At 37.0% G+C, this 25,438-nt stretch carries 9 protein-coding genes; 4 read left to right on the forward strand and 5 right to left on the reverse strand.

Annotated elements, in window-relative coordinates; translation table 11 throughout:
• Nucleotides 1-49: 49 nt before the first annotated feature.
• Nucleotides 50-17,878 (reverse strand): CARDB domain-containing protein, encoded by a 17,829-nt coding sequence (locus CYAN7822_RS32910; protein ID WP_162052193.1) that lies wholly within the window; start codon nt 17,876-17,878, stop codon nt 50-52.
• Between the two features lie 454 nt (nt 17,879-18,332).
• A complete protein-coding gene (locus tag CYAN7822_RS32915; protein WP_173362940.1) occupies nt 18,333-19,550 on the reverse strand; it encodes an ISL3 family transposase in 1,218 nt (405 codons plus the stop codon).
• A gap of 93 nt (nt 19,551-19,643) precedes the next feature.
• On the opposite strand from CYAN7822_RS32915, the gene CYAN7822_RS40650 reads away from it, so the two are divergent.
• From CYAN7822_RS40650 to CYAN7822_RS40660, 3 genes are read left to right on the forward strand one after another with little or no spacing between them, the layout of a single operon-like run.
• Nucleotides 19,644-19,943, forward strand: a complete 300-nt coding sequence (locus CYAN7822_RS40650) for a transposase (protein ID WP_425365358.1) — start codon at nt 19,644-19,646, stop codon at nt 19,941-19,943.
• Entirely contained in the window at nt 19,930-20,538 is a 609-nt protein-coding gene (locus CYAN7822_RS40655) for a hypothetical protein (RefSeq protein ID WP_425365359.1), read from the forward strand. Before CYAN7822_RS40650 ends, CYAN7822_RS40655 begins: the two co-directional genes overlap by 14 nt.
• On the forward strand, nt 20,539-20,886 hold the full coding sequence (locus tag CYAN7822_RS40660; RefSeq protein WP_425365360.1) for a hypothetical protein: 348 nt from the start codon (nt 20,539-20,541) through the stop codon (nt 20,884-20,886).
• On the opposite strand, the gene CYAN7822_RS32925 is transcribed toward CYAN7822_RS40660, so the two are convergent.
• The 3 genes from CYAN7822_RS32925 to CYAN7822_RS32935 all read right to left on the reverse strand — a co-directional run bounded on the left by CYAN7822_RS32925 (nt 20,858) and on the right by CYAN7822_RS32935 (nt 24,866).
• Complete coding sequence (locus CYAN7822_RS32925; RefSeq protein ID WP_041934384.1) at nt 20,858-21,073, reverse strand: hypothetical protein; 216 nt, start codon at nt 21,071-21,073, stop codon at nt 20,858-20,860. The two genes, CYAN7822_RS40660 and CYAN7822_RS32925, sit on opposite strands and share 29 nt — an antisense overlap.
• 203 nt (nt 21,074-21,276) lie before the next feature.
• Nucleotides 21,277-22,299 carry an ABC transporter substrate-binding protein gene (locus CYAN7822_RS32930; RefSeq protein ID WP_083786963.1) on the reverse strand — a complete coding sequence of 341 codons (1,023 nt, stop codon included), beginning with the start codon at nt 22,297-22,299 and terminating at the stop codon, nt 21,277-21,279.
• Entirely contained in the window at nt 22,284-24,866 is a 2,583-nt protein-coding gene (locus CYAN7822_RS32935) for an nSTAND1 domain-containing NTPase (protein ID WP_049802848.1), read from the reverse strand. The genes CYAN7822_RS32930 and CYAN7822_RS32935 overlap by 16 nt, the downstream gene beginning before the upstream one ends.
• Before the next feature lie 67 nt (nt 24,867-24,933).
• On the opposite strand from CYAN7822_RS32935, the gene CYAN7822_RS32940 reads away from it, so the two are divergent.
• Entirely contained in the window at nt 24,934-25,323 is a 390-nt protein-coding gene (locus CYAN7822_RS32940) for a CU044_2847 family protein (RefSeq protein ID WP_013325582.1), read from the forward strand.
• The last annotated feature ends 115 nt before the right edge of the window (nt 25,324-25,438 follow it).

The following is a 25,438-nucleotide window of genomic DNA, read 5'->3' on the forward strand; positions in this document are numbered from 1 at the left end:
ATTAATTACAAGCTGTTTATTCCCTGTCGAATTAATCGGCAAAACGATTTTAGGTAGTTATTAAAAAGTCATTATTATCCAATTGAGGAATTGTCGTTAAGGTAGCTAACAAACCGCCACTTCCCAATCCGCTCACATTTCCATTTTGATTATACAATAAATTACCAGTGGATGAGTTGTAAATTATTTTAGCAGACTGAGTTGAGCTTACGGCAGTTTCTTCAGCTACATTAACATTGATAATCGCCAGTTCCTCAGTTAGCAAATTGCTATTCACAGGACTTAATAAAGCCACAAAGGACAACTTACTTAAGACAATCTTATCGCTGCCTTTGGTAAAATCGGTTATAGTATCCACACCAAAAGCACTCTCAGCAAAAACCGCTCCGCTTCCAAATAGGAATTGATCATTTCCTTCTCCACCTGTGAGAGTATCATTGCCGGCTCCTCCTACTAAAGTATCATTGCCATTGCCTCCTATTAAACTATCATTACCGGCTAATCCTTTGAGTAAATTATTGCCGCTATTTCCCGTAATAGTATTATCGAGTTCATTGCCGGTTCCATTAATATTTGCTGTCCCCGTTAAAATCAAGTCCTCCACATTCGCGGGAAGAGTGTAACTCACTGAAGATTGTATTTTATCTTGACCTTCGGAGGCATTTTCAATGACGACATCTCGGTTACTATCAACAATGTAAAGGTCATTACCAGCTTTTCCAATTAATCTATCACCTCCCAGTCCACCATCGAGAACATCATCGTTAGATGTGCCGCTAAGTGTATCATTATTAGCTCCTCCTTTGAGCAAATTTAAAACCGTAATTTGAAAGCTATTATTAACACTAGCTCCTTGGCTATCAGTGGCGATAACCGTTAATGAATAAATGCCAGAATCATTAAGGGTTGGTGTTCCACTAAAGGTTTGTGTGGCGGCATTAAAGTTTAACCAATTGGGTAAATTATTAGTGCTATAAGTTAGGGTATCTCTTAAATCGATATCGCTAAAAGTATTAGCGGCTAGGGTAAAGTTAAACGGTTGTTCTTCGGTTAGAGTGAAGTTGGGAATAGTTTGATTAACAAAAGGTGCATCGTTAACGGGGTTAACGGTGATGTTAAAGCTTGTGGTGGAGATGGTTCCTCCTGCGCCATCAGAAACGGTAAAGCTGAAGCTGTCGTTAGTGGTTTCGCTGCCATTGTGAGCATAACTGAGGAGGTTATTGTTGATATCTGCTTGAGTAAAGGTGCTATTGAGGCCGAGTTGAGTTCCGTTGAGTAAAATGATTCCCTGAGTCGGTAATCCGGTTATAGTGTAGGTGAGTTCGGTGGGACTATTATCAGTATCGGTAACTTGTAACTGGGTTAGGGTAATTAAACCTGTGCTGGCTTCATTTAAGGTAAGTCCGTTATTAGCGGCGAGGATAGGAGCAATATTAGTGACTGTCTCTAAAATTTGGGTAGTTGCGCCAGGGTTAGGGGGAATTTCTTGAGTATTACCGGCGTTGTCTGTTGCAACGACTTTGAAGGCGTATGTATGGCCGACTTCGCCAATATAGGAAGCTTCTGTTAGGGTAGTTTGAGTTAACCAAGGGGTAAACGCGCTTCCGTTATCGGAGACGTAAACCGTATAGTAAGCTATTCCTGAACCGTTATTATCATCCCCGCCACTCCAACTAACCACGAATTCTCCAGGTGCAACGGAAGTGGGAAGAGGGTTAAGGGTGCTAGAAGGTTTACCCGCATCGAGGGTGTTAAAGATGGGTGGAGTGCTGATGGGTTCGTTAATGTCAAAAATAATTGTTGCTTGTGCGTCGATGACTGTACCTGTGGTGACGTTACGTTTAGGACGAATTGTATAATTAACAAACCCTTCCCCTTGCGGAGAACTGAGATTAGGAGGCAAAAAGCCCTTCAACGCTTCGATGGGGGGTTCTCCGGTTGTTGGATCGATTGATGTAAATTCCCAAAAAATTTCGCCCGTTTCTATGTTAATTCCTGTAGAGACATCGACGAAAATTCCTAGACTTTCGACAAGATCGAGGCGAGTTTGGTAGAAAGCGCGGTTATCTGGAACATCAACAAATATTTCACCAAATCCAAAATCTCCAACTCTAAATGAACGGAAATCTAGGTCATTATCCAGTTGTTGAGTAATGCGTACTGTTTGGGCTGGTGCAGTGGCAAAAATTGGGTCATTCTCGAAGCGAATGGTGTAAGCGAGTGGATAACTAGCAGTAATCCAACGTTGTTCACCAAAACCTTGAGGTCCGATTATATCGTTTGGATCTACAGAAGTCGGACGATTAATCTCGTCTCTATCATCTTTATCCTCACGCCTATTCTTAGAGTTATCCTTTTTATCATCTTTATCATCAGGATCATCCTTTTTATCATCAGGATCATCCTTAAGATTAACGGAAAAGTCAGAAGATTTAAGATCTACTTTGAATTCACTTGTAAAAGGAACACTAAAAGCGCGACCATTTTGTTCAAGAAATTTTACTTGCTCAAGTTTTTCTCCATAGATATCATCTCGATCAAAATCAACTGTATCCCCAATAGTTACATTAATGTCAAAAGTCAGTTGAGCTTGATTAGAACTTGCAGGAATAGTAACTTTAGCCGAGACTTTAACTTGGCGAAAATCAGGAATACGTGCTAGAGGACTTCCAGGTTTGCTAATGTCACCGTTATTGTTAGAACCGGCAAGGGCAAGGGCTAAACCTTCTTTAAAATCCCATTTTCCCGAGCTTTGTTCGGCTCCTTGAGTATTTAATAAATCTTGAGCAGGAATAGTGAGAGAAGTTGAATTCGGCAAATTAGAATTGAGCGAAAAAAGCTGGGTTATTTCTGAATGATTTTTGTCAAAGATTCTAGAGACGTATAGATCTTTTATAGCCGTGGAAACTTGATTGGTAATAGTATCAATATTATCTTTGATGACCGCATTATTTTTAAAATAATTAGACACCACGCTTCCATCTTTAAAAGCAATGATATCGTTGGGACTGGTAGAATTAAAATATTTGGTGTAAAGCTCCTGAACCGCTTTGAAATCAGCACCTCCATTACCACCAACTAAAGCAACAGCCGCAAGTATAAGATTATGTGCAATCTTGCCCTCTAAAAGATCAAAATATAGATTAGTGGCACTGTTAACAATAGAATCGAGTGATTCTGGCGTAACTTCTCCAGCCCTGCTAATAGCATTATTAACAGCCTCTTTGAAAATGGATTCAGCAATAGGAGCGTTACTAAGAGCCTGTCGAATCCTTCCCTCAATCTCTCCAATCAAAGGATCACGATCGGGAATTTCAGCATTAGCTACCCTTAAAGAACTTTCTTCAACCTCAAAAGCCAAAGGCTCAACATTATTTGGGGTTCTTGAGAGCATCACAGAAAAAGTTTCAGTGTTGGATAAATTAAATGTCAGAGTTTCATTAGCCGCAACAGTAACTTCATTAGTAAAGCTTTCTAAACTATCAGGTAAATAAGTTCTGACAATATAAGTTCCTGCTTCCAGTCCGGTAAATTTGAAATTACCATCACTATCAGCTTGAGTTGCTGCAATAAGTTCATCATTTTGATAAACACCAATTAACGCTTTAGAAATCGGCTGATTATTTTCATTTTCTACCTCACCCATAATCGTTGCTCCGTTACCAATCTCCAGGGATAATCCTGAGATCACCTCACCCGAGGTAATTGTAGTAGTTGGCGGTGCTGACTCAAAAGCCCCAGAGCCAACTTGATAAGTATAAGTTCCAGGAGATAAATTGACTAAGGTAAATGAACCGTCATTAAGGGTAATTGTCTCAAACTGCTCAGAAGTTTCAGTATTGGTAACTATAACGGTACGTCCTGAAAGATCGACGTTAAGGTCTTTAGCAATTAAAATACCACTAATAGAAGTGCTAACAGCCGCTCGAGCTTTTTTCAGTTCGAGTGCCAACAAAGCACCAACATCATCTGAACTTCCCAATTCTTCCGGCAGTAAAATTGAGTTTTCAGAGAGCATCCGTAGATAATCTCCATTAGTTGTTCCTACTTGAGCAATAAGCTGATTAAAAATTGGCTCAAATTCTTCATCTGTCATCCCTGCTGGAGTCAAAGATTCTCTTAACGAATTCCAGTCGAAGAAAGCTTCTAAATTTTTATAAATGCGATTAACACTAACACTATAATTACCCGGTTGATTATTACTGTAACTGAAAAAAGTGCGAGTTTCGCTCTGTCCAGGCCGTAAAATTCCTGGGGGACCTCCATTAGTATTTTGTCCCAAGAAAGTATAAGATGAACCGGCTGATGTGTCTCCAGGACTAAAACCAAATGGAACAGTATTTTCCACCAAAAGAACAGGAATAACGCCATCATTAAGACCAGTATTACCCCAGGTCACGGTAAAAGGATAGGTGCGATTACGAGCTACTGAGTCAGGAGCATCCACTTGAGGTATTATTTGACTGCCACCCCCTGCCACAACTTCAAGTCCATCATTGACAATAATTTCAGTCCCTTCACTATTTTCAAAGATCACATCATAGAATCCAGGTGCTAATCCTTTAAGATCAAAGGTGGCATATAGTTCTGTAGAATCTTCATAAAATATATTGACCGCTTCTCGTTCTCCCTGAACCTCATCAACTAAACGAGCAACGACAGAGCGATCAAATTTAGCACCATTAATTTTTAGGGTTAAATTACCAACATTGCCTCCTTGTCCGTAGCTAGTATCAAATACTGAAAATTCTACCAATTCAGCTTTGATATTGAAATTAGGAGAGCTATTAGATACTTGGTTTCCAAAAGCACGAATATAATAAGTCCCTGCTTCAGTAGTCGGAATGACAATGCGAGGATCTGGGTTAAAAGGCTCAATTGAGGCAAAATCAAAAGTTGTACGGTCGGGAATTTTTTCAAAACTTACATATAACTCATTGAAACCATTTAAGGCTTCACTGTCCAACTCCAATAATAATGTCTCGCCAGCCGGTACATCCACTCGATAATAAACTGACTGTTTTTGTCCTAAAACTCCGGTATCCGGTGTTCCTAAGTTTAAGCTCTCAACATCGAGAGTAAACTTCTCTAAAGAAGCTCCAATATTATTTGTCTCGCTAGTTTCAGGTAAATTGTTGCGAATATCACTCCGAACGATGACATAGTAATCTCCTGTAGCTACTCCGGGTAAAGTTGCTGTTACTGTTTTGTTGTAGCTTCCCCCTGCACTCACTGGGCCTGTGTGAGAAACACGCCCAAAGAAAACATCATTGACATCCCATTGAGCATCCTGGGAAATATACACTGTATCTTCCCAAGTCCCGATCGCCTCATTAGCCCCTTGATTGACTACGCTATAACTAATCGTGGCACTTTGTCCAGGAATACCGTTAGAAGGAATGGTGATTGTTCCCACAACGAGATCGGCAGGAGAAGGTAAAATAATTTCTGTCGAAAGCCCATCATAATTAGTGTTGTTTGATTCTCCAGTCCTTTCATAAACACTATTTCCGCCATCTGTGACCATGAAAACATAATAAAGTCCTGCTAATCCACGGGGAAGATTAAAGTTTTGAGTAATGGTGTAACTATCCCCGCTATCGAGTCCCCCTGTCTGATTGCGATACCCTAAATAAACATCACTGTTGCGATCAAATATTTGGTCACGGGATAAATAAACAGCATCATACCAGTTTTGTCCTGTATTTACCCCATTATTAACAACCGTCCAAGTCAAACTCAGGGGTTGACCGGCTATTGCTTGTTCTGGTGCATCCACTGATTGAACGGTTAAATCTGTAACCGGACTTAAACTAATAGTTATTGTGTTACTGCTGGCTTTATCATTATTATTTTCTAATGCTCCCTCAATAACATTATTATCTTGGTCTGTGCGAACTAAGACAGAATAATTTCCGTTGAGATCCACAGGAATCTTAAATGTTCCGGATGCGGTATAATTGCTAGCAGGTTCTAACAAACCTGAATGATAAACAGACCCTAAGCGAATATCATTACTACTGCTCGTCCCATCTAAGGATAGATAAACTTCATCGTACCAGGCATTACTATTAGTTCGAGCAACTCCTAAATTAGCCACTGTCCAATTAATGGTAATTGATGTTCCCGATTCACCTGTAGTTGGGGCGGTAATTTGAGTAACTTGTAAATCCGGAGTTTGTCGAGTAATAGTTAAAGCTAAAGCGTTGAAAGCGTTATTATTTTCGTCACTCGTTTCATAAACATTATTTGCCCCATCTGTGACGACAAATAGCTGATAATTGCCTTCTAAAGTGAAAGGTAAAGTAATGCTTTCATTTCGACTGTAAGTCCCATTAGGATTTAAAATTCCTGTTCTATTAAAACTAGCAAGATTAATATCATCCCCATCCCCTAAAATGCTATTTGTCGAAGCAACAATGCGATCAATCCAACTGTTAACAATTGTATCTCCTATTCCCTGGTTTTTTACCGTCCATTGTACTTTAATAGTTTTACCGGCTTCTCCTGTACTAGGAATAGTCGCACTACTAACAACTAAGTCAGCCGATTGAGAGACAATTTGAACTTGATTGAGGCCACCCAGAATATTATTATTATTATCCAGTTCAAAAACGCGATCGCCGTCGTCTGTTACCGCAAAAATATAATAAGTACCCGTTAAAGTATTGCTGAGGGCAAAGTTGGCTACACCATCATAGCTGTCACCGGCATTAAGAATACCATAGCGGTTAACACTACCAAGGCGAATATCTGTGGCAGTATTTAATTCATTGTCTGTTGAAAGATAGAAAGTATCTGTCCAAGAAGAGGTTGATGCAGGTGTTTCTGTTGCCCCAAAATTAGTGACACGGTAATTAATACTTAAATTGCCACCGGAACGAGCATTATTAGCTACAGTAATCGATTCAACTTCTAAATCTGGAGGTGGGGTGAGAGTAATCTTTGTTGATGTTGTATCGTAACTAGCATTATTATTTTCATAAATATGCTCATAAACTTGATTATTAATATCAGTTCGCACGAAGAAGAAAAAATTCCCCTCAACTCCAATGGGTAAATTAACTGTTGTTGAGGCAGTGTAGTTTTCTCCGGTGTTAAGTACCCCAGTGTGATTAATTGTCCCTAAATTGCGATCGCTACTATCCAAAACGTTATCGACAGACATGAAAATGCGATCTGCCCAAGCGGTTTCTAAGGTACGTTCTTCTCCCATGTTGGTAACCGTCCAACTGAGGGTCATTGGTTGCCCAGAAAAAGCTCCATTTGGCGCATTAACTGTTGTAACTCGTAAATCTGGAGGGGGCGTTAAATTAATCTCCGTTGCATTACTAATTCCAAAATTATCTCCTTCATTGTTGAATTCAAAGACATTATTGTTAATATCTGTTTTAACGAGGAAGTAATAATTAGCGTCAATACCTTGTGGTAAGCTCACTGTGCGACTACTGGTATAACTTTCTCCCGCATTGAGATAACTAGAATTAATCTGGCTTGCTAAGAAAATATCTGTATTGTCAATAGTCTTATCTAAGGACAAATAAATTCCATCGTTCCAAATCGGAGTGCTGGTTGCTCCATTTCCGGTATTAGTAACAGTCCATGTAATAACGGTATCTTGACTCGAAAAAGCGGTTAAAGGAGCAGTGACATTACTAACTTGTAAATTAGGTAAAGGTGCTTGTTTAATTTGAATAGGAACATCATCAATTGTTGTGTTATTAGACTCGTTTTGTGTTCCTTCTAATATTTGTCGATTGGAATCCGTGATGACAACAACGCGATAATTCCCACTGAGGGTTATGGGAATATTGATTAATTGCGATCGCGTGATTGAATTTCCAACCGCTAAAGATCGATCATATTCATAAGACCCTAATAATTGATCTAATCCCGAAGTCGTATCAAGGTCTAAATAAACCCTGTCGGTCCAATTTCCAACCGTATCAGCAGTTCCTTGATTTTTGACTGTCCAAGAAATCTCAACAGATTGCCCTGAAATGACTTCAACGGGAGCGGTAATATTATTAACAATTAAATCCGGTGCATTAACCGTAATAGCAACCGATTGAATGTTATTAGTATTATCGGTTTCAGGTTGATTGTTATTCCCATCGGCGACAAATAATAAATAACGATTGCCGGTGGCAGTATTGGGTAAATTAATATTGCGAGTAACGGTATAATTTCCACCCGCAGCTAAAGGTGTTTGTGTTGTGATCGCTTCTGTTCTAATTAACGTATCAGAATTATCTAAAATTGAATCATTGGAAATATAAATTAAATCCGACCAATCTTTAGGTGCTTGGGTAGTGCTTTGATTAGTAACTGTCCAAGTAACATCAAAATTTTGCCCTAAATTAACCGTAGTAGGATTTGTAGCCGCAGAAACAACTAAATCGGGAGCTTCAAGAGTAATAGGAACAACACGAATATTGTTAGTTTCGTCGGTTTCTCCTTGATTATTAGACCTATCCGTAGCGAAGAGTAAATAGCGAGTACCTAAGCCAGTATTAGGTAATGTTAAATTTTTAGTAATGGTGTAACTAGCATTAGCCGCCAAAGGCGTTTGAGTAGTAATTCCTTCAGTCGTCAGAGTAACATCTGTTGCATCTAAAATTTGATCATTAGATAAATAAACCGAGTCGGACCAATCTGCCGGCGCGTCTATTGCACCTTGATTTTTAACCGTCCAAGAGACTTCAATAGTTTCTCCTAAAATTCCCTTTTCTGGAGAAGTAGCCGCTTCAACAATAAGATCGGGAGCGGTTATAGTAATAGGAACAACGACTGTGTTGTTAACTTCATTAGTTTCCCCTTGGTTATTGAAATGATCAGCAACAAAGATGAGATAGCGATTGCCGATTCCTGTATTAGTAATGGTTATATTACGATTGATGGTGTAGCTATTTCCAGCCGCCAGAGGGGTTTGAGTAGCAATGGACTCTGTGGTGATTAGAGTATCTACATTAGCATCAAAAGCGACATCATTGGATAAATAAACCCGATCTGACCAATCTGTTGCCGCTTCTATACTCCCCTGATTGGTAACTGTCCAAGAAACGGCGATTGTACCGTTTAGACTTGCTGTATTAGGAGCGGTTGCTGTAACAACTAAATCGGGTAAAGTTAATTGGATAGGAACTGCTCGAACATTATCCCCTTCATTGGTTTCCCCCTGATTATTGGAACCATCAGCCACAAACAGTAAATAACGGTTGCCTATCCCCGTATTTGGCAAAGTTATATTACGACTAATGGTATAGCTTCCTCCATCCGCTAGAGGTGTTTGAGTGGTAATGGATTCTGAAGTAACAAAAGTATCAGAACTATCTAAATTAGTATCGCTAGAAACATAAATATAATCGAACCAATCTGTATTAGCCGTGCTTGTTCCTGAATTATTAACCGTCCAAGAGACAGCTATTGTACTTCCTGAGGTGGCAGCAGTCGGAGCAGTAGCCCCAGAAACGGTTAAATTAGGGGCAGATAGGCTAATAGGTAAGGCCAAAGTATTGTTATTTTCGTTGGTTTCGCCTTGATTGCTTAACCTATCTGTGACAAACAGTAAATAGTGATCGCCTATTGCTGTGCTAGGCAGAACAACGTTTTTAGTGATCGTGTAATTTGCCCCAGATAACAGAGGAGTCTGAGTAGAAATTAATTCAGAAGTGACTAAAATATCTGAACTGTCGAAAGTTTGGTTACTGGAAATATAAACGTAGTCATACCAATCTTGGGGTGCTTCTCCTGTGCCTTGGTTTTTCACCGTCCAAGTTAATTGGACTGTATTGCCTAAAATTGCCGAATTAGGAGCAGTAGCAGATTCAACGATTAAATCTGAGCTAGATATATTAATAGGCACAGCATAAACGTTATCAGTTTCGCTGGTTTCTCCTTGTAAATTATCGTAGTAATAGTAATAGTAATAGCTGTAAGGATATTTATCGGCTACAAATAATAAATAACGATTTCCTGTCGTGGTAGTTGGAATAGTAATGTTTTGCGTAGCTGTATAACTACCGCCAGCCACTACAGGCGTATTACTTCCTGCCCAACGGCTTGTAATATATTGATCGTAGTCATCAAAGATCTGATCATTAGATATATAAATTGAATCGTACCAATCAGCATTAGCCGCAATAGTTCCTGAATTGGTCACTGTCCAAGACACATTAATATTAGCCCCCACAGAGGTGGACTCTGGAGTCGTTGCGCTACTAACTCCTAAATTAGGCGCGTTAACAGTAAAGGGTATTGCTTTAACGTTATTGGTTTCGTCAGTTTCACCTTGTGCTAAATTAGCATCAGTCCTAAAAAGTAAATAACCACTGCCTACAGGTGCTTGATTGGGTAAAGTGATATTTTTATTAATTGTGTAGCTATTACCGCTAATTAAAGGAGTTTGAGAGGTAATTGATTCAGAGGTAATTTGAGTATCAAAACTATCCCAAATAGCATCAGTAGAAATATAAACTCGGTCTGTCCAATCTGCCGATGCTGTAACTGTACTTGGATTAAGAACAGTCCAAGAAACATTGATCGATTCTCCCAAATTTCCTGATGTCGGAGCAGTAGCCTTTGAGAGAATTAAATCAGGTACGCTGATTTTGATTGGAACAGCACGGAAGTTATTCCCCTCGTTAGTTTCACTTTGAGCATTATACCCATCTGCCACAAATAATAAATAGTAATCTCCTGCTGGACGATTGGGAAGGGTAATGCTGCGGTCAATGGTATAACTGCTACCGGCTGGAAGAGGGGTTTGTGTAGAAATATATTGATCGGTGATATAAATATCGTTACCTAAAACGTTGTCTGTTGAGAAATAAATGTAGTCTGACCAATCTGCCGGTGCATCGACTAACCCCTGATTTGTTACCGTCCAAGAAACTAAAATACTATCGTTAGCTATGCTGCTAGTCGGTGCGGTTGCACTCTGTACTATTAAATCGGGAGCTTTTAATGTAATGGGAACAGCACTAACATTGTTGTTTTCGTTGATTTCTCCCTGAGCGTTTGAGCCATCTGCTTTAAATAGCAAATAATAGTTACCAGCAGCGACTCCGGGTAAAGTTACAGTTTGGTTAATTGAATAACTTCCACCGGCTGCTAAGGGAGTTTGTGTATAGATATATTGATAACTAATTAATCTATCGGAGGAGTCTATTATATTATCGCTAGAAAGATAAACATAATCAGTCCAATCAGTGAGGGCTTGAACTTGACCTGAATTATTAACAGTCCAAGAAATATTAATTGTTCCATTAACAATTCCAGTTGATGGGGCAGTTACTGAAGAGATTACTAAATCTGGGGCACTTAAAGAAATAGGAGTAGCAATAACATTATCTGACTCGTTCGTTTCTCCTTGATAATTGTAATTGTCAGCAACAAACAGTAAATAACGATTACCGGAACTTGTTTGAGGCAGAAAAATGTTTTGATTGATGATATAACTAGCACCTGCTCCTAATGGAGTATTAGAACCTGTCCAAACGTCTGTAACATAAGTATCGCTACTATCAAGAATTTGATCGTCAGAGATATAAACACTATCGTACCAGTCAGCCGCAGCAGACACTGTTCCTGTGTTATTCACCTGCCATGAAACAGCAATTGTCTGTCCCAAAATGGCGGCTGAGGGGGGAGGAGTTGGGTTGGAAATTGTTAAATTAGGTACTTGGATATTAATGGCTATAGAGTAAATATTATCATCTTCGTCCGTTTCATTTTCATAGTTATAGGCATCAGTTTTAAAAATTAAATATCCGCTGCCGCCTACTTCTAATGGAATAGGTACATAACCCGAAGATGTATAATAATAGTTAGGAAAAAGAGGTAAAGCCGGATAAAAACTATCTTCATAATCATAATCATAATCTTCAGCAAAAACATATGACTCATTTACTAAAATATCTTCGTCATCTAAATTTTCATCTTTAGAAAAATAAATATTATCATACCAATCATAACTTACCGTTCCTGCTGTGCCTTGATTTTCGACTGTCCAACTAACATAAATATATTCACCCTGCGTTGCTGTAGCTGGTGCTGTCGCCTCGGTAATTATTAAATTAGGATTAGGAGTTATTAATTGAAAAGGAAATGCTTTAACATTATTTTCTTCGCTTTCTTTTATTTTATTTGAAAAGTCTGTTACAAATAACAAGTAGCGGTTACCAGAATTTCCCTCAGGTAGAGTAATATTGATGTTGTTAGTATAACTTTGACCCGGGATTAAAACATTAATATCCGAAGGAGTTAACTTAGCATTTAAAAAGATATCGGTTTCATCGAGAAACTCGTCATTTGATAAAAATATAGCATCTTGTACTTCTAATCCCTCACCAATAAGCGAAACTCCTTGGCTTCCTTTATTGGTGACAGCCCAAGATATTTCTACCATCTCGCCAGCAGTAATTGTTGTTGGAATTCCCGCATTTGTGACTTCTAAATTTGGATCTGAAAGTATCAAATAAGCCGGTACAGCAACGACATTATCTGTTTCATCTGTTTCCCTTTGATTTTTGTAAGCATCTGTGATGAATAAAAGATACTGCTGTCCTTCACCAAAATAACTAACATAGTTATTTACATTAACTTCTCTTCTAACCGTATAACTTTCTCCGGCTTGTAAAGATAAATCATAGGCTCCACTCCATCCATCTCCCAGCAAGACATCAGATTCATCAAAAATTGCATCCCTCGAAATTGCGACACCGTCATACCAGAAAGTTGATGTAGCATCACTGCCAGTATTTGTCACTTTCCACTCAGTCTCAAAAGATTCTCCATAAGCTAAAAGGATATTATTAGGAGTAGAAATATCGGAAATAGTAAGATTAATATTAGGATTTGGATATAAATACTGAGTATTTAAAACTTTAAGAGATACATTATCCAATCCCCAACTTTCATTATTAATGTCTTCCAAATTTAAACCACTAAAATCAAGCGTTAAATATCTTTGTGAGTAGGGAAAAGTATAAACTAAATGGTAAACGGCACTGCCGTCTTCAGAAGAGTTAAGGGTGTCAATTTCTATTGCCCCTGTCCCTGATGGATAATCCCCTGTCCCCCAAGCGTCCGGGTAAGATTGAGAAAGTTCTTCAGTATTAGAAAATGTTGTATTAAGAAGAGTCTCACCATTCTCTATACTCAAGTTAAAGAAATCAGTACCGTATCCTAAATGGTTTCCATCCCAACTATTAATAATAAATAAATCTAATTCTAAAGAAACGATACTATTAATAAGATTGTCATCATTAAGACTTAAACTAACTGTCCCGTTGCCAAATTGCCCTAAAAATTTTCTTTCGCCTACTGGAGTTATCCCAAGGGTTGAATCTGACCATTCTTCCCCTGCTGATGTTTCAAAATTATTATTATAAATGGGAATCCAAGTGGGATTATTAATAATAGCTAGTGTAGCTGTATTTTGAGTACCGACATTGGCATCACCCGTCGGGTTACTTAATGCTAAATTGATGGTTTTGCTCCCCTCAAATTCTCCATTATCAATGAGAGGTATGGTCACTGTTTTAGCTGTTTCTCCATCAGCAAAAATTAGAGAGATCGGATCGCTGTTATAGTCATTTGGACCAATAGCTGTTCCGTCACTCGGTATTAAAGTTACGCTAACTTCACCATCGCTTCCATCAGTCCGAACAACGGTAACTGCAATAATAGGAGTCCCATTTTTATCAACACTAAATTGAGAGTTTTTAAACGCTAAAGTTCCATGTTGAGGCAGATCTTCACTGTTTATAGTTATAGTATCCGTGCTTTGTGAGCCTATTGTTGTACCACCTGCAAGGTCGGTTAAAGCAAAATTTATTGTTTCGTCACCTTTAAATTTAGTATCATTAATAATTGGAGTAGTTATAGTATTGGAAGTTCCACTATCCGCAACAGTAACGATAATAGGCGTATCATCATTAGCTGCTGTGGCTACTTGCGGTGTTGTCTGTTGTGGCGTTTTAGGCAGTGCCTCAATTCCCTGAGCATTGATGAATTCCCAATCACCATTTAAGAAAACTTTAAAGCCAGCTTGTTCTAGAACTGGAACTTTACCCCAAGCTGCCACAAAATCATTACCATAATTATTATCGTTACTAAACTCTACCAAAAAATTAGCCGATGCCAGTTCAAGATTATTGAGAAAATCAGCATACCAAGGGAAAATATTAGGCAAAATAACTTTTGCTTCTCCGGACATCCTAATATCTAAGTTTGAAGTAGCTTGGAAATAACTATTGGTAGAAATTAAGCCACCCAACACTTGGAAGTTAGCTTGTGCCCTCAAAAATCCTTCATTCCAATTGAGTTCAGCTTCACCGTTCCCTTGAAGAATACCGCCTAAAATTTTAAGACTACCATCAGCTTTAATTCGGTCTTTATTTAGACTACCATTAAGGTCTAACTCAACCAAAGAGCCAGAAAAACCTCCACCTGCCCAGCTAGGCAGTGACACCTGAATTTTAACACCTGCCGTCAAACCGAGTTCTCCATCAAATTGAGCAGGTAGGGAAGCAGAAGTGGCGATATTGTTAACTTGTCCGCCAATCTTTTGTAGAAATAAACCAGTTGTAGCGATCGGTTTGTTAAGATTATTAGCCGCTAATTTAATATAGTTTAGTTCATTATTTACAAAGCCTATTCCGGCTGCTACTTCAATTCCCGTCGGAATTAGAATCGTTCCTTCTCCTGTAATATCGCCTCCAGCACCAAAAGTAACTTTTGCATCTTGGATTTCCCAGACTTTGGGAACAATTACAATATTTTCTGCTGAGACAAAGCCAACCGCATCTACATTACCGTTCTCATCGATTTTAATATAATTATTGCCAGCGAAATTGGCAACAGCATTGTACAAAGTAGGAATTGAGACTTTTCCTTGAATTTTAAAAAATTTATTCGGATTGCTAGAATATTCTAAATTTAAGCCTTGTGCATTAACTTTAAAACCTCCAGCTAGATTAAATGTAAAATCTGGGAGTGTAATTTTTCCCCCTGTAATATCGAAACCATTCTCGTTAATGATCAGCCAATTAGAATTGATAATTTCTACAGTAGCTCCACTGAGCAATGAAGGTAACTTAAGAACCCCTTGAACTGCAAATTCAGGTTCCCAATTATCATCATTTTCGCGGTTAATATCCGCCAAAAACGTTAAATTGCGTAAATCGAAAGTCATTCCTAAAAAAGAAAAGTCATTTCCTACGCCTGATTTAGCAGTAGCTTTATCTAATCTACCGTTAGCAAAAGTTAAATCTAAATTAATAGTTTCACTACTTGTTATTAATTTAGCTTTACTGACAAATCTGACATCATCCTCAAAAGTTTTTTTCACATCAATTGTGATATCTCTCAGTTTCCAATCACCGTAGATAGGCAGTTCATCGATCTCTACATCAGCAGCCATGGCTAATTGTAATCCATTATTGTCTCTCAACGTAATGTGATTTTTGCCCGTTAGATCGAATTGGAAGTTATTGAAAGAAGGTAGTGTAAATAATCCTTGTAGTTTAGCTTCCTTATTATCTCTGTCATATACAAACTCAACATCTTTTGTTTGAATTTCCAAAGCATTAAAAAGTGTAAACGTTCGTTTACCTTGCAATTTTAGGCTTGCACCATTTAAATCAAAACTATCTTCATTAAGAATAAATTTATCATTACCTGTAAGGTCTATCTGTAAACCTGAAAGTTGGCTAGGTAAAACAATAGATCCCTCTTGAAACTCAATCTGTGGCTCCCATAAATCTTCGTTTTCAAGATTAATATCAGGAATGAATGTCAGCTTACTGAGGTTGACTTCAACCCCCAACCAAGTAAAATGTATTCCTCCTGGCATATCGGCCACAAATTTAGCTAACTGTCCTTCTTGGAAGCTTAACTCTAAATCAACTGAACTGTTAGGAGTTATTAATTTAGCTATTCCTGAAGCACTTCCAAAAGAATCTTCAAAGGATTTCTTCACGTCAATTTTAACGTCTTTAAGTTTCCACAGACCAAAAATAGGTACTTCATCAACAGAAATATCTACCGCCATGGCAAAGAGAAGCTCAGAACTACTTTGCTTGGCCGCAATATATCTTTTTCCTGTTAAATCGAGGTCTAATTCTGTTCCAAATAGAGATACTAGAAAATCTCCCTGAAGTTTCACTCCTTTTTGTTTTGAATCAACATCTAGTCGAGCATTTTTTGTTTTAATTTTAAGTAAATTAAGTGCAACAAATTCTTGATTACCTGGTAATTTTAAATTAACCCCATCTAAATAAATCTCTTGATTGTTTAGGACTAATCTATCATTATTTTGAACAGCAATTTCTAACCCCGACAAGAGTTGAGGTAATTTAAGTAAGCCTTTAGCTTTAAGCTCAGGTTCCCAAATATTTGTATTAGAAACATCACGATCTGCTAAAAAATCGAATTCTTGAAGGTCTACGTCTATTCCTATCCAAGTAAAATCAGTACCTTTAGGACTTGTTCCACTAAAATTTTTAAGTTTTCCTCCTTGAAATTCTAAATTCAAGTCAAATGAACTTTGAGGAGTGGTAAATTGAGCTGTTGCTGAGATATCTTTTTTAACACTGTCAACTTCAATAAAAATATTTTTAAATTTTAAATTTTTTAATTCTTTTATCTGTTCAAAAAGAGTTATTTCGGGAATATCTATTGTTCCTTGCCATTCAAAATCTAACCCTGATTCAGTCTCTTTAATTGTAACTCCATTATTTTTTCCTTTGCTCAGATCGATTTCAGTATTATTTAAGGTAGGAATTAAAAATTTTCCTTGTAAAGTCGCTTTTTTATTAGCGAAATCAAAAGCTATTTCTGTATTTTTTGTTTCAATTTCTAATAAGTCTAGAAGAACAAATTTATTTTTTCCTGGTAGTTTTAAACTTCCTCCAGTTATTGCTACTCCATTACTACTGATCGTTAATTTATCATCATCGGTAAGTTTGACTACACCACCCCCCAATTGAGCAGGGATTTTTATCGAACCTTGTAGTTCAATTTGGTTATTTACAAAAGCTAATTTATCGAAGTTAATTTCTAGTCCACCCAGTTTGAATTTATTGGTTAAATTTTGGGAAATATCCTTAAGTAAATTAGTCGATGCTTGGCCAATGTTTATTTCAAAATTCCCCTCGAACAGTGGAATTGTAGCACTTCCAATATTTGAGGTAATTATTCCTTCAGCGTGGATGATTTTACTATTATTATCATACCACATAGAACCTTGAAGGGTAACTAAAGGTTGAAAAGGATCACCCTTGAGTCCAATTTGAATATTTCCGCTTAATTCATAGCGGTTAGTTGTTGAATTAAAAGTAAATTCTCGATCAACTTGTAATGGATCAATAGGAGAAGATTTAGGTATGCTTACCCGTTCAATTATAAAACCATTTTGGCGACTATTTTGATTATGTAAAAAAGACACAGATGTAAAAGGGGATGGGCTTGTTATGCTAATAACACCTTGTCCATTATTTACATTTGTGGTGATACTTTGTCCCTTAAAGATAAGACCCCTTGAATTTGAATAATTGATTATTGGAGAACCTGAAGAAACAGTAAAATTGCTAATTGTTTCAGCAGGAGTTCCTCCTGTTGAACTTAAAGCTTCAAACTCAATTTCTACTGCATTTACAGGTTGAGAAAATGTCAAAGTATAAATACCAGACTCAGTATGATTGCTTGAAAGCCACAATCCTGCAAACATACCGGAAGTAATATTAGTAAAAAATCCTTCTGGGGACGCTGAGACTGATAGTGTCAATCCTGATTGAGTCCAAGAAAATGCGCCATTTCCAAGGGTGGTATCGTTGAATGAAATACCGGAATAATTATTATTTTTTTCGGTCATGGACATTATCACTCCTTAAAAAGTTTATTCTAAAATAAATTACTCAACTATTTCGCCCAAATTCTGTTGCGCGACCTTAGTCACACAACATTTTATGCCTTGAAATTTTTAAAAACTTTTTCAAGAGAAATCTATTTAGTTTTTGATTGAGCTAAAACCCAGTAAGTTTAATAGAGCTAAACACAGATTAATAAAACTCTTAACCTATCTTTCCGTAAATTCTCGCATCTGTCAATAGGAAGATAAAAGCTTTATATGATCTTTAAATTGATGATATTTTTGTAACATTTTTTAAATTAACTGCTGTGTATTTTATAAAAATTTTAATGTTTAAATTCAATAATATATGATATGCAAAGTGTTTCATGAGAGCGTATTTATAAAGTAAATATAAAGACCAAGGGAAAACGGGTTGCTCATCCGTTAATCTGAACGATGTAAGGTTCTTCCGTACTTAGTGGGCTAAACTATTAGGATAATGCCAAAAAAGTAAAGCTCGTATTTCAAAATTATTAAAATTTCTAAACCCAAATCCACAGCGCTTTAATAATTTTAATTTATTATTAATTCCTTCAACGATAGCTGAAGTTGTTTTTTGTTCAAAATATCCAACAATTTCTCCAAACCACCGTTTTATTGTTTTTACACTTTTTCTATAAAAAGGAGTAGCTCTTTTCAACCAATCAATTAATTTTAATGTTCCTTCTCCTAAACTTTTCCTGTTCTCAAATATTAGACGAAATTCTTCTTTTAACTCGTGCATAATGGCTACATGGGGAGAGGCTTCTTTAATTTCCTTTAGCTTTTCAGTTTGTTGATTAGATAAGTCTTTTTGGGTTTTTAATAATATATATTTACCCCCTTTTAAACTGTTAAATAAAGAAGCTCTCTTTTTAATATTTAAGGATTCAGCTACTTTTTTTTGGTCAATTCTGGCTTGATTTAATTCCTCTTGAACCATTTTCATAACATGAAATCTATCTATAGTTATCTCAGCATTTGGGCAAATTTTTTTGACTAATGATTTATAATTACCGGTCATATCTATACTTACTTCTTTAATTTGTGCTAAAACTTTTTCCCCAAATTTTAGCATTACTTTTTTAATTTCTGATTGTGTTCGTTTTGAAACTAATCCTAATAATTTATGCGTATCTAAATCAACTAGGACTACTATAAATTTTCCTTGACCTTTAACTAAACTTATTTCATCTATCCCTAATCTCTGCAAATTATCAAGATTAATAGGGAGCATATTAAGGGCAACGCTCATTAGCATTGTCTCAACTTGTTCGCCGGTTAATTTATTATTTTTAGCAACATTATTAATATCACTATGGATAACTTGTTTGGTAATATTTTCAGCATATCTATAAGTAAAATTTTTCTTGGTTTCTACAAAATCTAAAGTTTCACTCTTTAGCTTTTTACAATTATCACATTTGAATCTACGACGATTTACTCTTAATATTACTTCTTTATTTCCTATTGGTAAATCTTTAACTAAATATTTTTTGTTTTGATGAAGGCGATGACTAATTTTTCCACAATGAGGACATTTTGCCGTTTTTGTTGCGGTTCTTACTGATAAAATTAATATATCTTCTGCTTCTTGAATATCTTCTACTATCACTCCTGGTAAATTTAGTAATTTGGTCATCAACCTTTTCATACTTACTATTTTGCGCTACACATTTTAATTTCTTTTACTCATTTTAGCACACTAAGTACGGAAGAACCATAAAAACGCGACAACAATACACAAATGTCTTTGCATCCCGAACCCATTTCACCAGTCCCATCTCAAACAGCAAAAGTAGCCCGCGCTGCTTTCCCAAAAGGCAATATTTACTTACAAATTCGAGATACCTTGGGCAGTATCTATCTTGATGAAGATTTTGATCATTTATTCTCAGTTAAAGGTCAACCCGCTCGATGTCCTTGGCGACTGGCTTTAATTTGCATAATGCAGTACATGGAAAATCTCTCAGACCGTCAAGCCGCAGAAGCCGTTCGAGGTCGTATTGATTGGAAGTATGCCCTTTCTCTGCATGCACGAAGATAAAGGGTTTGATTTTTCGGTTTTAAGCGAGTTCCGTAAACGTTTAATTGAAGGAGGAAAAGAGGAACTATTATTAAATAAAATTCTCGAAAAATTAGTCGAGATGGGATTACTGAAAAAACTGAAAAAACCGAAAAAACAAAGAACAGACTCCACCCACATTTTAGCAGCTATTCGTCCACTTAACCGCCTAGAAACTTTGGAGGAGACCCTCCGTGCAGCACTCAATAGTTTATCAGTGGCTGCCCCTGATTGGTTAAAAAAAAACATCTTAAAAGATTGGTACGACCGTTATGGAAGACGAATTGAAAATTCCCGTTTGCCGAAACTCGATTGTGAACGAGAGGCATTGGGCAATCAAATAGGAAAAGATGGGTTTTACTTACTAGAAACAATAGATTCACCATTAGCTCCACAATGGTTATCTTCGCTTCCTGCCGTAGAAATCCTAAGACAAGTATGGATTCAACAATTTTATGCCCCGTCCGAGGGGGTAGTAAAATGGAGACCTCCAAAAGATATGCCTCCTTCGACTTTAGCTATTCATTCTCCTTATGATATAGAAGCTCACTACAGTTCTAAAAGAAGTGTCAATTAGGTGGGTTATAAAGCTCATCTTACCGAAATTTGTGATGAAGATTCTCCTCACTTTATTAATCACATTGAAACCACTTTAGCTACAGTTACAGATGAAGCAGTAGTTATTCCGATTCATCAAATACTAGAAAAAAAATCTTTGCTTCCCAAAGAATATTTAATGGATCTTGGCTACACGACGGGCGACTTAATAGTTTCTTCAACCCAAAACTATGGGGTTGAAATAATAGGGCCTGTCAGAGAAGATCCGTCTTGGCAAGCGAGAAACCATCCCTTTTTTGCGGCAGAAAACTTTAAAATAGATTGGGATAAAAAAGTGGCTATATGCCCAAAAGGACTCCGTAAATAGGGTCAGGAAAATTCCCATGATATTGAGTAACTAAATTTTCCAGTAAATCCGCCCTAATTAAGCCAAGACACTCAGAAGCTATACCCAATGCTTTCCAAGTCTTATCAGTTAACCTTAAAGAGCGGACTTGACGGTAATCTTCATTTTTCAAGGTGAATTTTCCTTGAATATCTCTTTTAAGTTTCATCAGACTCTTCTAAGTAATACATGGAATCAGTTTAGCACGCTTCTCCATGTATTACTTGGAAAGGAAAAATAATTGTTGGATTTTTAAATTGAGAAAAAATGTACTATTTCACGAAAGAGTATTATCTTTGAAGTGTTTGTTGATTACTTTCGCCAACAGTTACATTTTGAAGTGCGGAATGTCGGATAAATGAATAATTAAAATCATTCAGAAGGAATTTCTATAAATTTATTGTTTTCAATTTTAAATAAACAATAAGGACGTTGAGAATTAGTATTATAATTTAAATCCTCTTTCGACCATTGAAGCCCCAAACCCGAAGTTTTAGCAGGAGGAAGTGTAAGATTTTGCAATTTATTGAAAATTTCTTGTCTCGTTGGCTCTTTGGATAAACGAATAGCCTCAATTAAAGCTTGTGCTGCATCATAGCTAGTCGCCACACGCCAATAGACTTCTTCCTGCCATCTTTTAGCAGCTTCTTTCATATAAGCAGACTCTTGATTCACACAAGGACTAGCTAAAATCATTCCTTCAATATCCTTTCCTCCTTTTCTTAAGGTTGCTGCTTCCGCTAAAGCCATACTACCTAATAATTGCAACCTTGCGGTTGGTAGTTTATTGTTTTCTTTGGCAAATGCTATTGTCCCTGAATTTGTTTTTGCACTAGAAAGTAATAATACTGCCTTATACTTTTTGCCGATAATCTCTTCAATTGTATTTTTGATATTTAGGAGGGACTCAGACTCATAAATACTTCCTAAAGTAAATGTTTTAACTTTTTGAGGATCTTCGTTAAAAGCTTTTATAAAAGTATCTCCTATGCTTTTGCTATAAGCACTCCCTTGTGTGTAAAAAATAGCCACATCCTTTAATTTTAATTTTAAAACTTGTGTGACATACTTAAAATATAAATCGGACGCTTTTTGGGTAGAACTAACAGTACGGAAAAAATTGTCACTTTTTAATTTGCTACTAGAACTGGTAGAAGAAACTACAGGTAAATTCACTTTTTTGTAAATATCTAGTGCCACTTGAGAGCTTTCACTTACATGATGTCCAATTATTCCCAAAATACTTATGTCATCGGCTAACTTTTTTGCCACATTTTTGGCTAATAGTCCTTCATTACTATCGTTGGCAATTACGATTTCTAGTAAAGAATGATTTTGATTTTTTCTTCTTTCATTGTTAAATTCATCTTGAGCATCAGCTACACCTTGTAAAATATTTTTTGCTGCCTCTTCATAGAATCAATTGGAACAACAACCGCTAATTTTAAAGGATTCCCTCGCCATCTAGCTTTAGCATTGTTTAGATAAATTTGAGGAACTGGGTCAGCCGGATCGCTTTCTATAGCCTGTTGAAATGATAGGACAGCTTGGTTATAGTTTTGCTCTTTTTGTTCTGGATTATTTGTTTGAGTAAATTTTTTAAAGTATTTAGTTCCTTCTTCAAGAAAATAATTACTGGTAGAACTAAATAAACGTTCTTCTTTATCTCCGCTAGTAATAATTAATCTAAAGCAGTTTCTCGCTTTGTTTTCTCTGTAAGGGCAGTAAGTTTTCTCTTGATAAAACTGTAATAATTTTTGTAGATTAATAGCACCAATTGAAGATAAAAAAACAATCATTAAAACAACGCTACCAAGAACTAAACGTTTTTTTTGTTCGCTTTTACTAGCTTTAATAAACTGCTGTGTTATTTCATTTAAATCAAAATTATTTTTGTGTTTTTGAAGAAATTTTTTGGCTTCTTTCCATCGGCTCCCTCGTAGTAAATCTTTATTTTTTCTTCCCTCCTTATGCCAATATTGTGCATTATTTTCAATCTTTCTCTGCTGCAATAACTTTTCTTGATTTTCATTAAGCCATTGTTTTAAAAGTTCCCAATGTCTTATTAAAGCTTCATGAGCCACGTCAACTACAGCAACTCTAGCATTAGCCGATCGTTTTTCAAGTTGCTCAGAAGTGACAATCAACTTTTCATCAGCTAATTTGTGAACTATTTTATCAATCAACACAGATGAATGTTTAGTTGTAATTAAATCTTGTTTGAAGATTCGTTTACGGGTATCTTCTGTTCCTTCTCCCAGTTGAGTTAAACTCAAGAATATATGCTTTGCCGTTTCTTGTTCATCAGGATCTAACCGATTATAAACTTCGGTAGCTCGTTGATCGAGTGTGCCTCCTATCCTCTCTAATTTTATATAAGTTGCCAATTTTAGAGTATTATTCGTTCTCTGTTTCCATAGTTCGGTTAAAGTATATTCTAATAAAGGCAAACCCCCTGGTGAACCCTCTACATCCTCTAAAATCTGTTCAATTAATTCATCTTCAACGGCTAAATTAACTTGAGCAGCAGGACGAGCGATCACATTCCTCAACTGTTCTTGTTCCATCGGTGTTACTGAAATCAAATGCTCCTGTATTTTGTTTGCCAGTCCATTATATTTTTGTTCTACACACTTACCAAAAAAGTCAGCCCTCATTGTTAGGACAATACATAATTTATCGGGAAGTTGTTCAATAGCACCTAAAATACATTTAAAAAACTCTTCTCTTTCATTAAAATCAGAGCAAAGGGTAAAAACTTCCTCAAACTGGTCAATAACTAATAGTGTTTTGGGGGTATCACTTGATTGAATTAATCGCCTCAATCCATCAGCACCCTCTTTTAATAAACCTTCGGCTTTCCCCAATTGTTCCGCTTTATCGGGTTGAGTCAAGGTGGGGTCGATAAATGCTTGAGCTAGATTCTGTAACGGGCGATCGCCTGGAAGCATAATTAAATACTGCCAATTCTCTGAACCCGCTAACTTACGACCTAGCTTTAATTGATGTAGTAATCCTGCCCTCAATACTGAAGATTTTCCACTGCCTGAAGCACCCAAGATAGCAACAAAGTTGCTGGTACGAACTTTATCAATTAGTTGGTCGGTTAACTCTTCACGTCCGTGAAAGTATTTCGGGTCTTCATCGTTACAATCAAAATATCTTAATCCTTTATAAGGACATATAGCATTCTCAACTGTTACTGTTACTTTCTCTTCTGTCACTTCCCATGTACGGGTTAAGTTGATGGGTTGACCGAAGTTGGTAAAAATGGGACGCTGTGTAGCATTGTTAATGTTTTGATTCAAATAATCAACTAAACCATAATTATCTACCCATCTATTCTTACAACGATTGGGGTTAAGTCCTTTCAACAATATTTTAGTCAGTACGCTATAGGAATCGCCTAAATCTTCCCAAGCTTGCTCGAATTCGCGTGAGGCGGCTATGAAGCAGCGATCTCGTACCTGCCCCGTTTCACCAGGGTTAGCTTCGGTAAAGTTAAGTAATTCTCCACTGTGGCAGCAATCTAACCATACAATCTGTTGCTTAATCGGACTTTCTTGTAATAATCGTCTCAACCACTGTAGTGATAGACCGTAAACTTCTAAATCAGGATTTACATCGCTAGTGGCTAAGAAACCTTCGGGAATACCTTCCGTTTCTCTCAATCCGTGACCTGAAAAGTAAAATAAAGCCGTATCGGGTATGTTATGGCCATCTGGCTTAAATAGTTTGATTAATTCTTTTTTAAGTTGTTTGAGGGTAACTTTACCCTTCTTGCCCACATAAAGCGAATTATCCTCTTTATTAATGGCTTCGGGTAATCTCCAGACATTAAAATCCCCATGCTTGGCCAGTAGAGATGCGATCGCTTCGGCATCTCTTGCCGGTGCTTCTAGATTGTGTAACCCATCGTAGGTGTAGTTATTTATTCCTACAACAAGTGCATCTCGACTCATAACATAATTTTGGGTATTATATTTGCTATATTAATTGCTAATTCCTGAAGTGCCAATAAAGTGATAGATGGTTCAACTTACGCCCATACAGCTTGACGATGATACCGTAGTCTATATAGAAGCCGACGATAACGTTGATGTTACTCCTGTCGTCGAACAAGAACAGGAGGAAGAAGAATTGACCAGGGACAGTCTGGGTAAAGGAAAAGGGTTAGGTGGTAAGACTGCGATCGCAGGTAGTATGAAGGCTATTGAGCATACCATTAAGGCTTATACAACTTATAGTCTCAATGCTTTTAAAGGAATTGCTGCTGGCTCTATAGATAAGGTTACATTGGAATTTGGTATTAAAGTAGCAGGTAAGGCAGGGATACCCTATTTAACTGAGGGTTCTGCTGACAGTCACCTCAAGATTACTGTTGAGTGTTCATTTCCGAAGAAAGATACTCAGCCTTAGTTATTGATTTGAGGGTTGGTAAGCGGCGCTCGCATTGAGGGTTTAAAATAACTTTGAGCGTTCCGATGGACTCAGGTCCATAATGAATACTTTTATTGATGGCGACTTTTGGGGT

This window comes from Gloeothece verrucosa PCC 7822 (assembly GCF_000147335.1).
In the GTDB taxonomy this organism is placed as follows: Bacteria; Cyanobacteriota; Cyanobacteriia; order Cyanobacteriales; family Microcystaceae; genus Gloeothece; species Gloeothece verrucosa.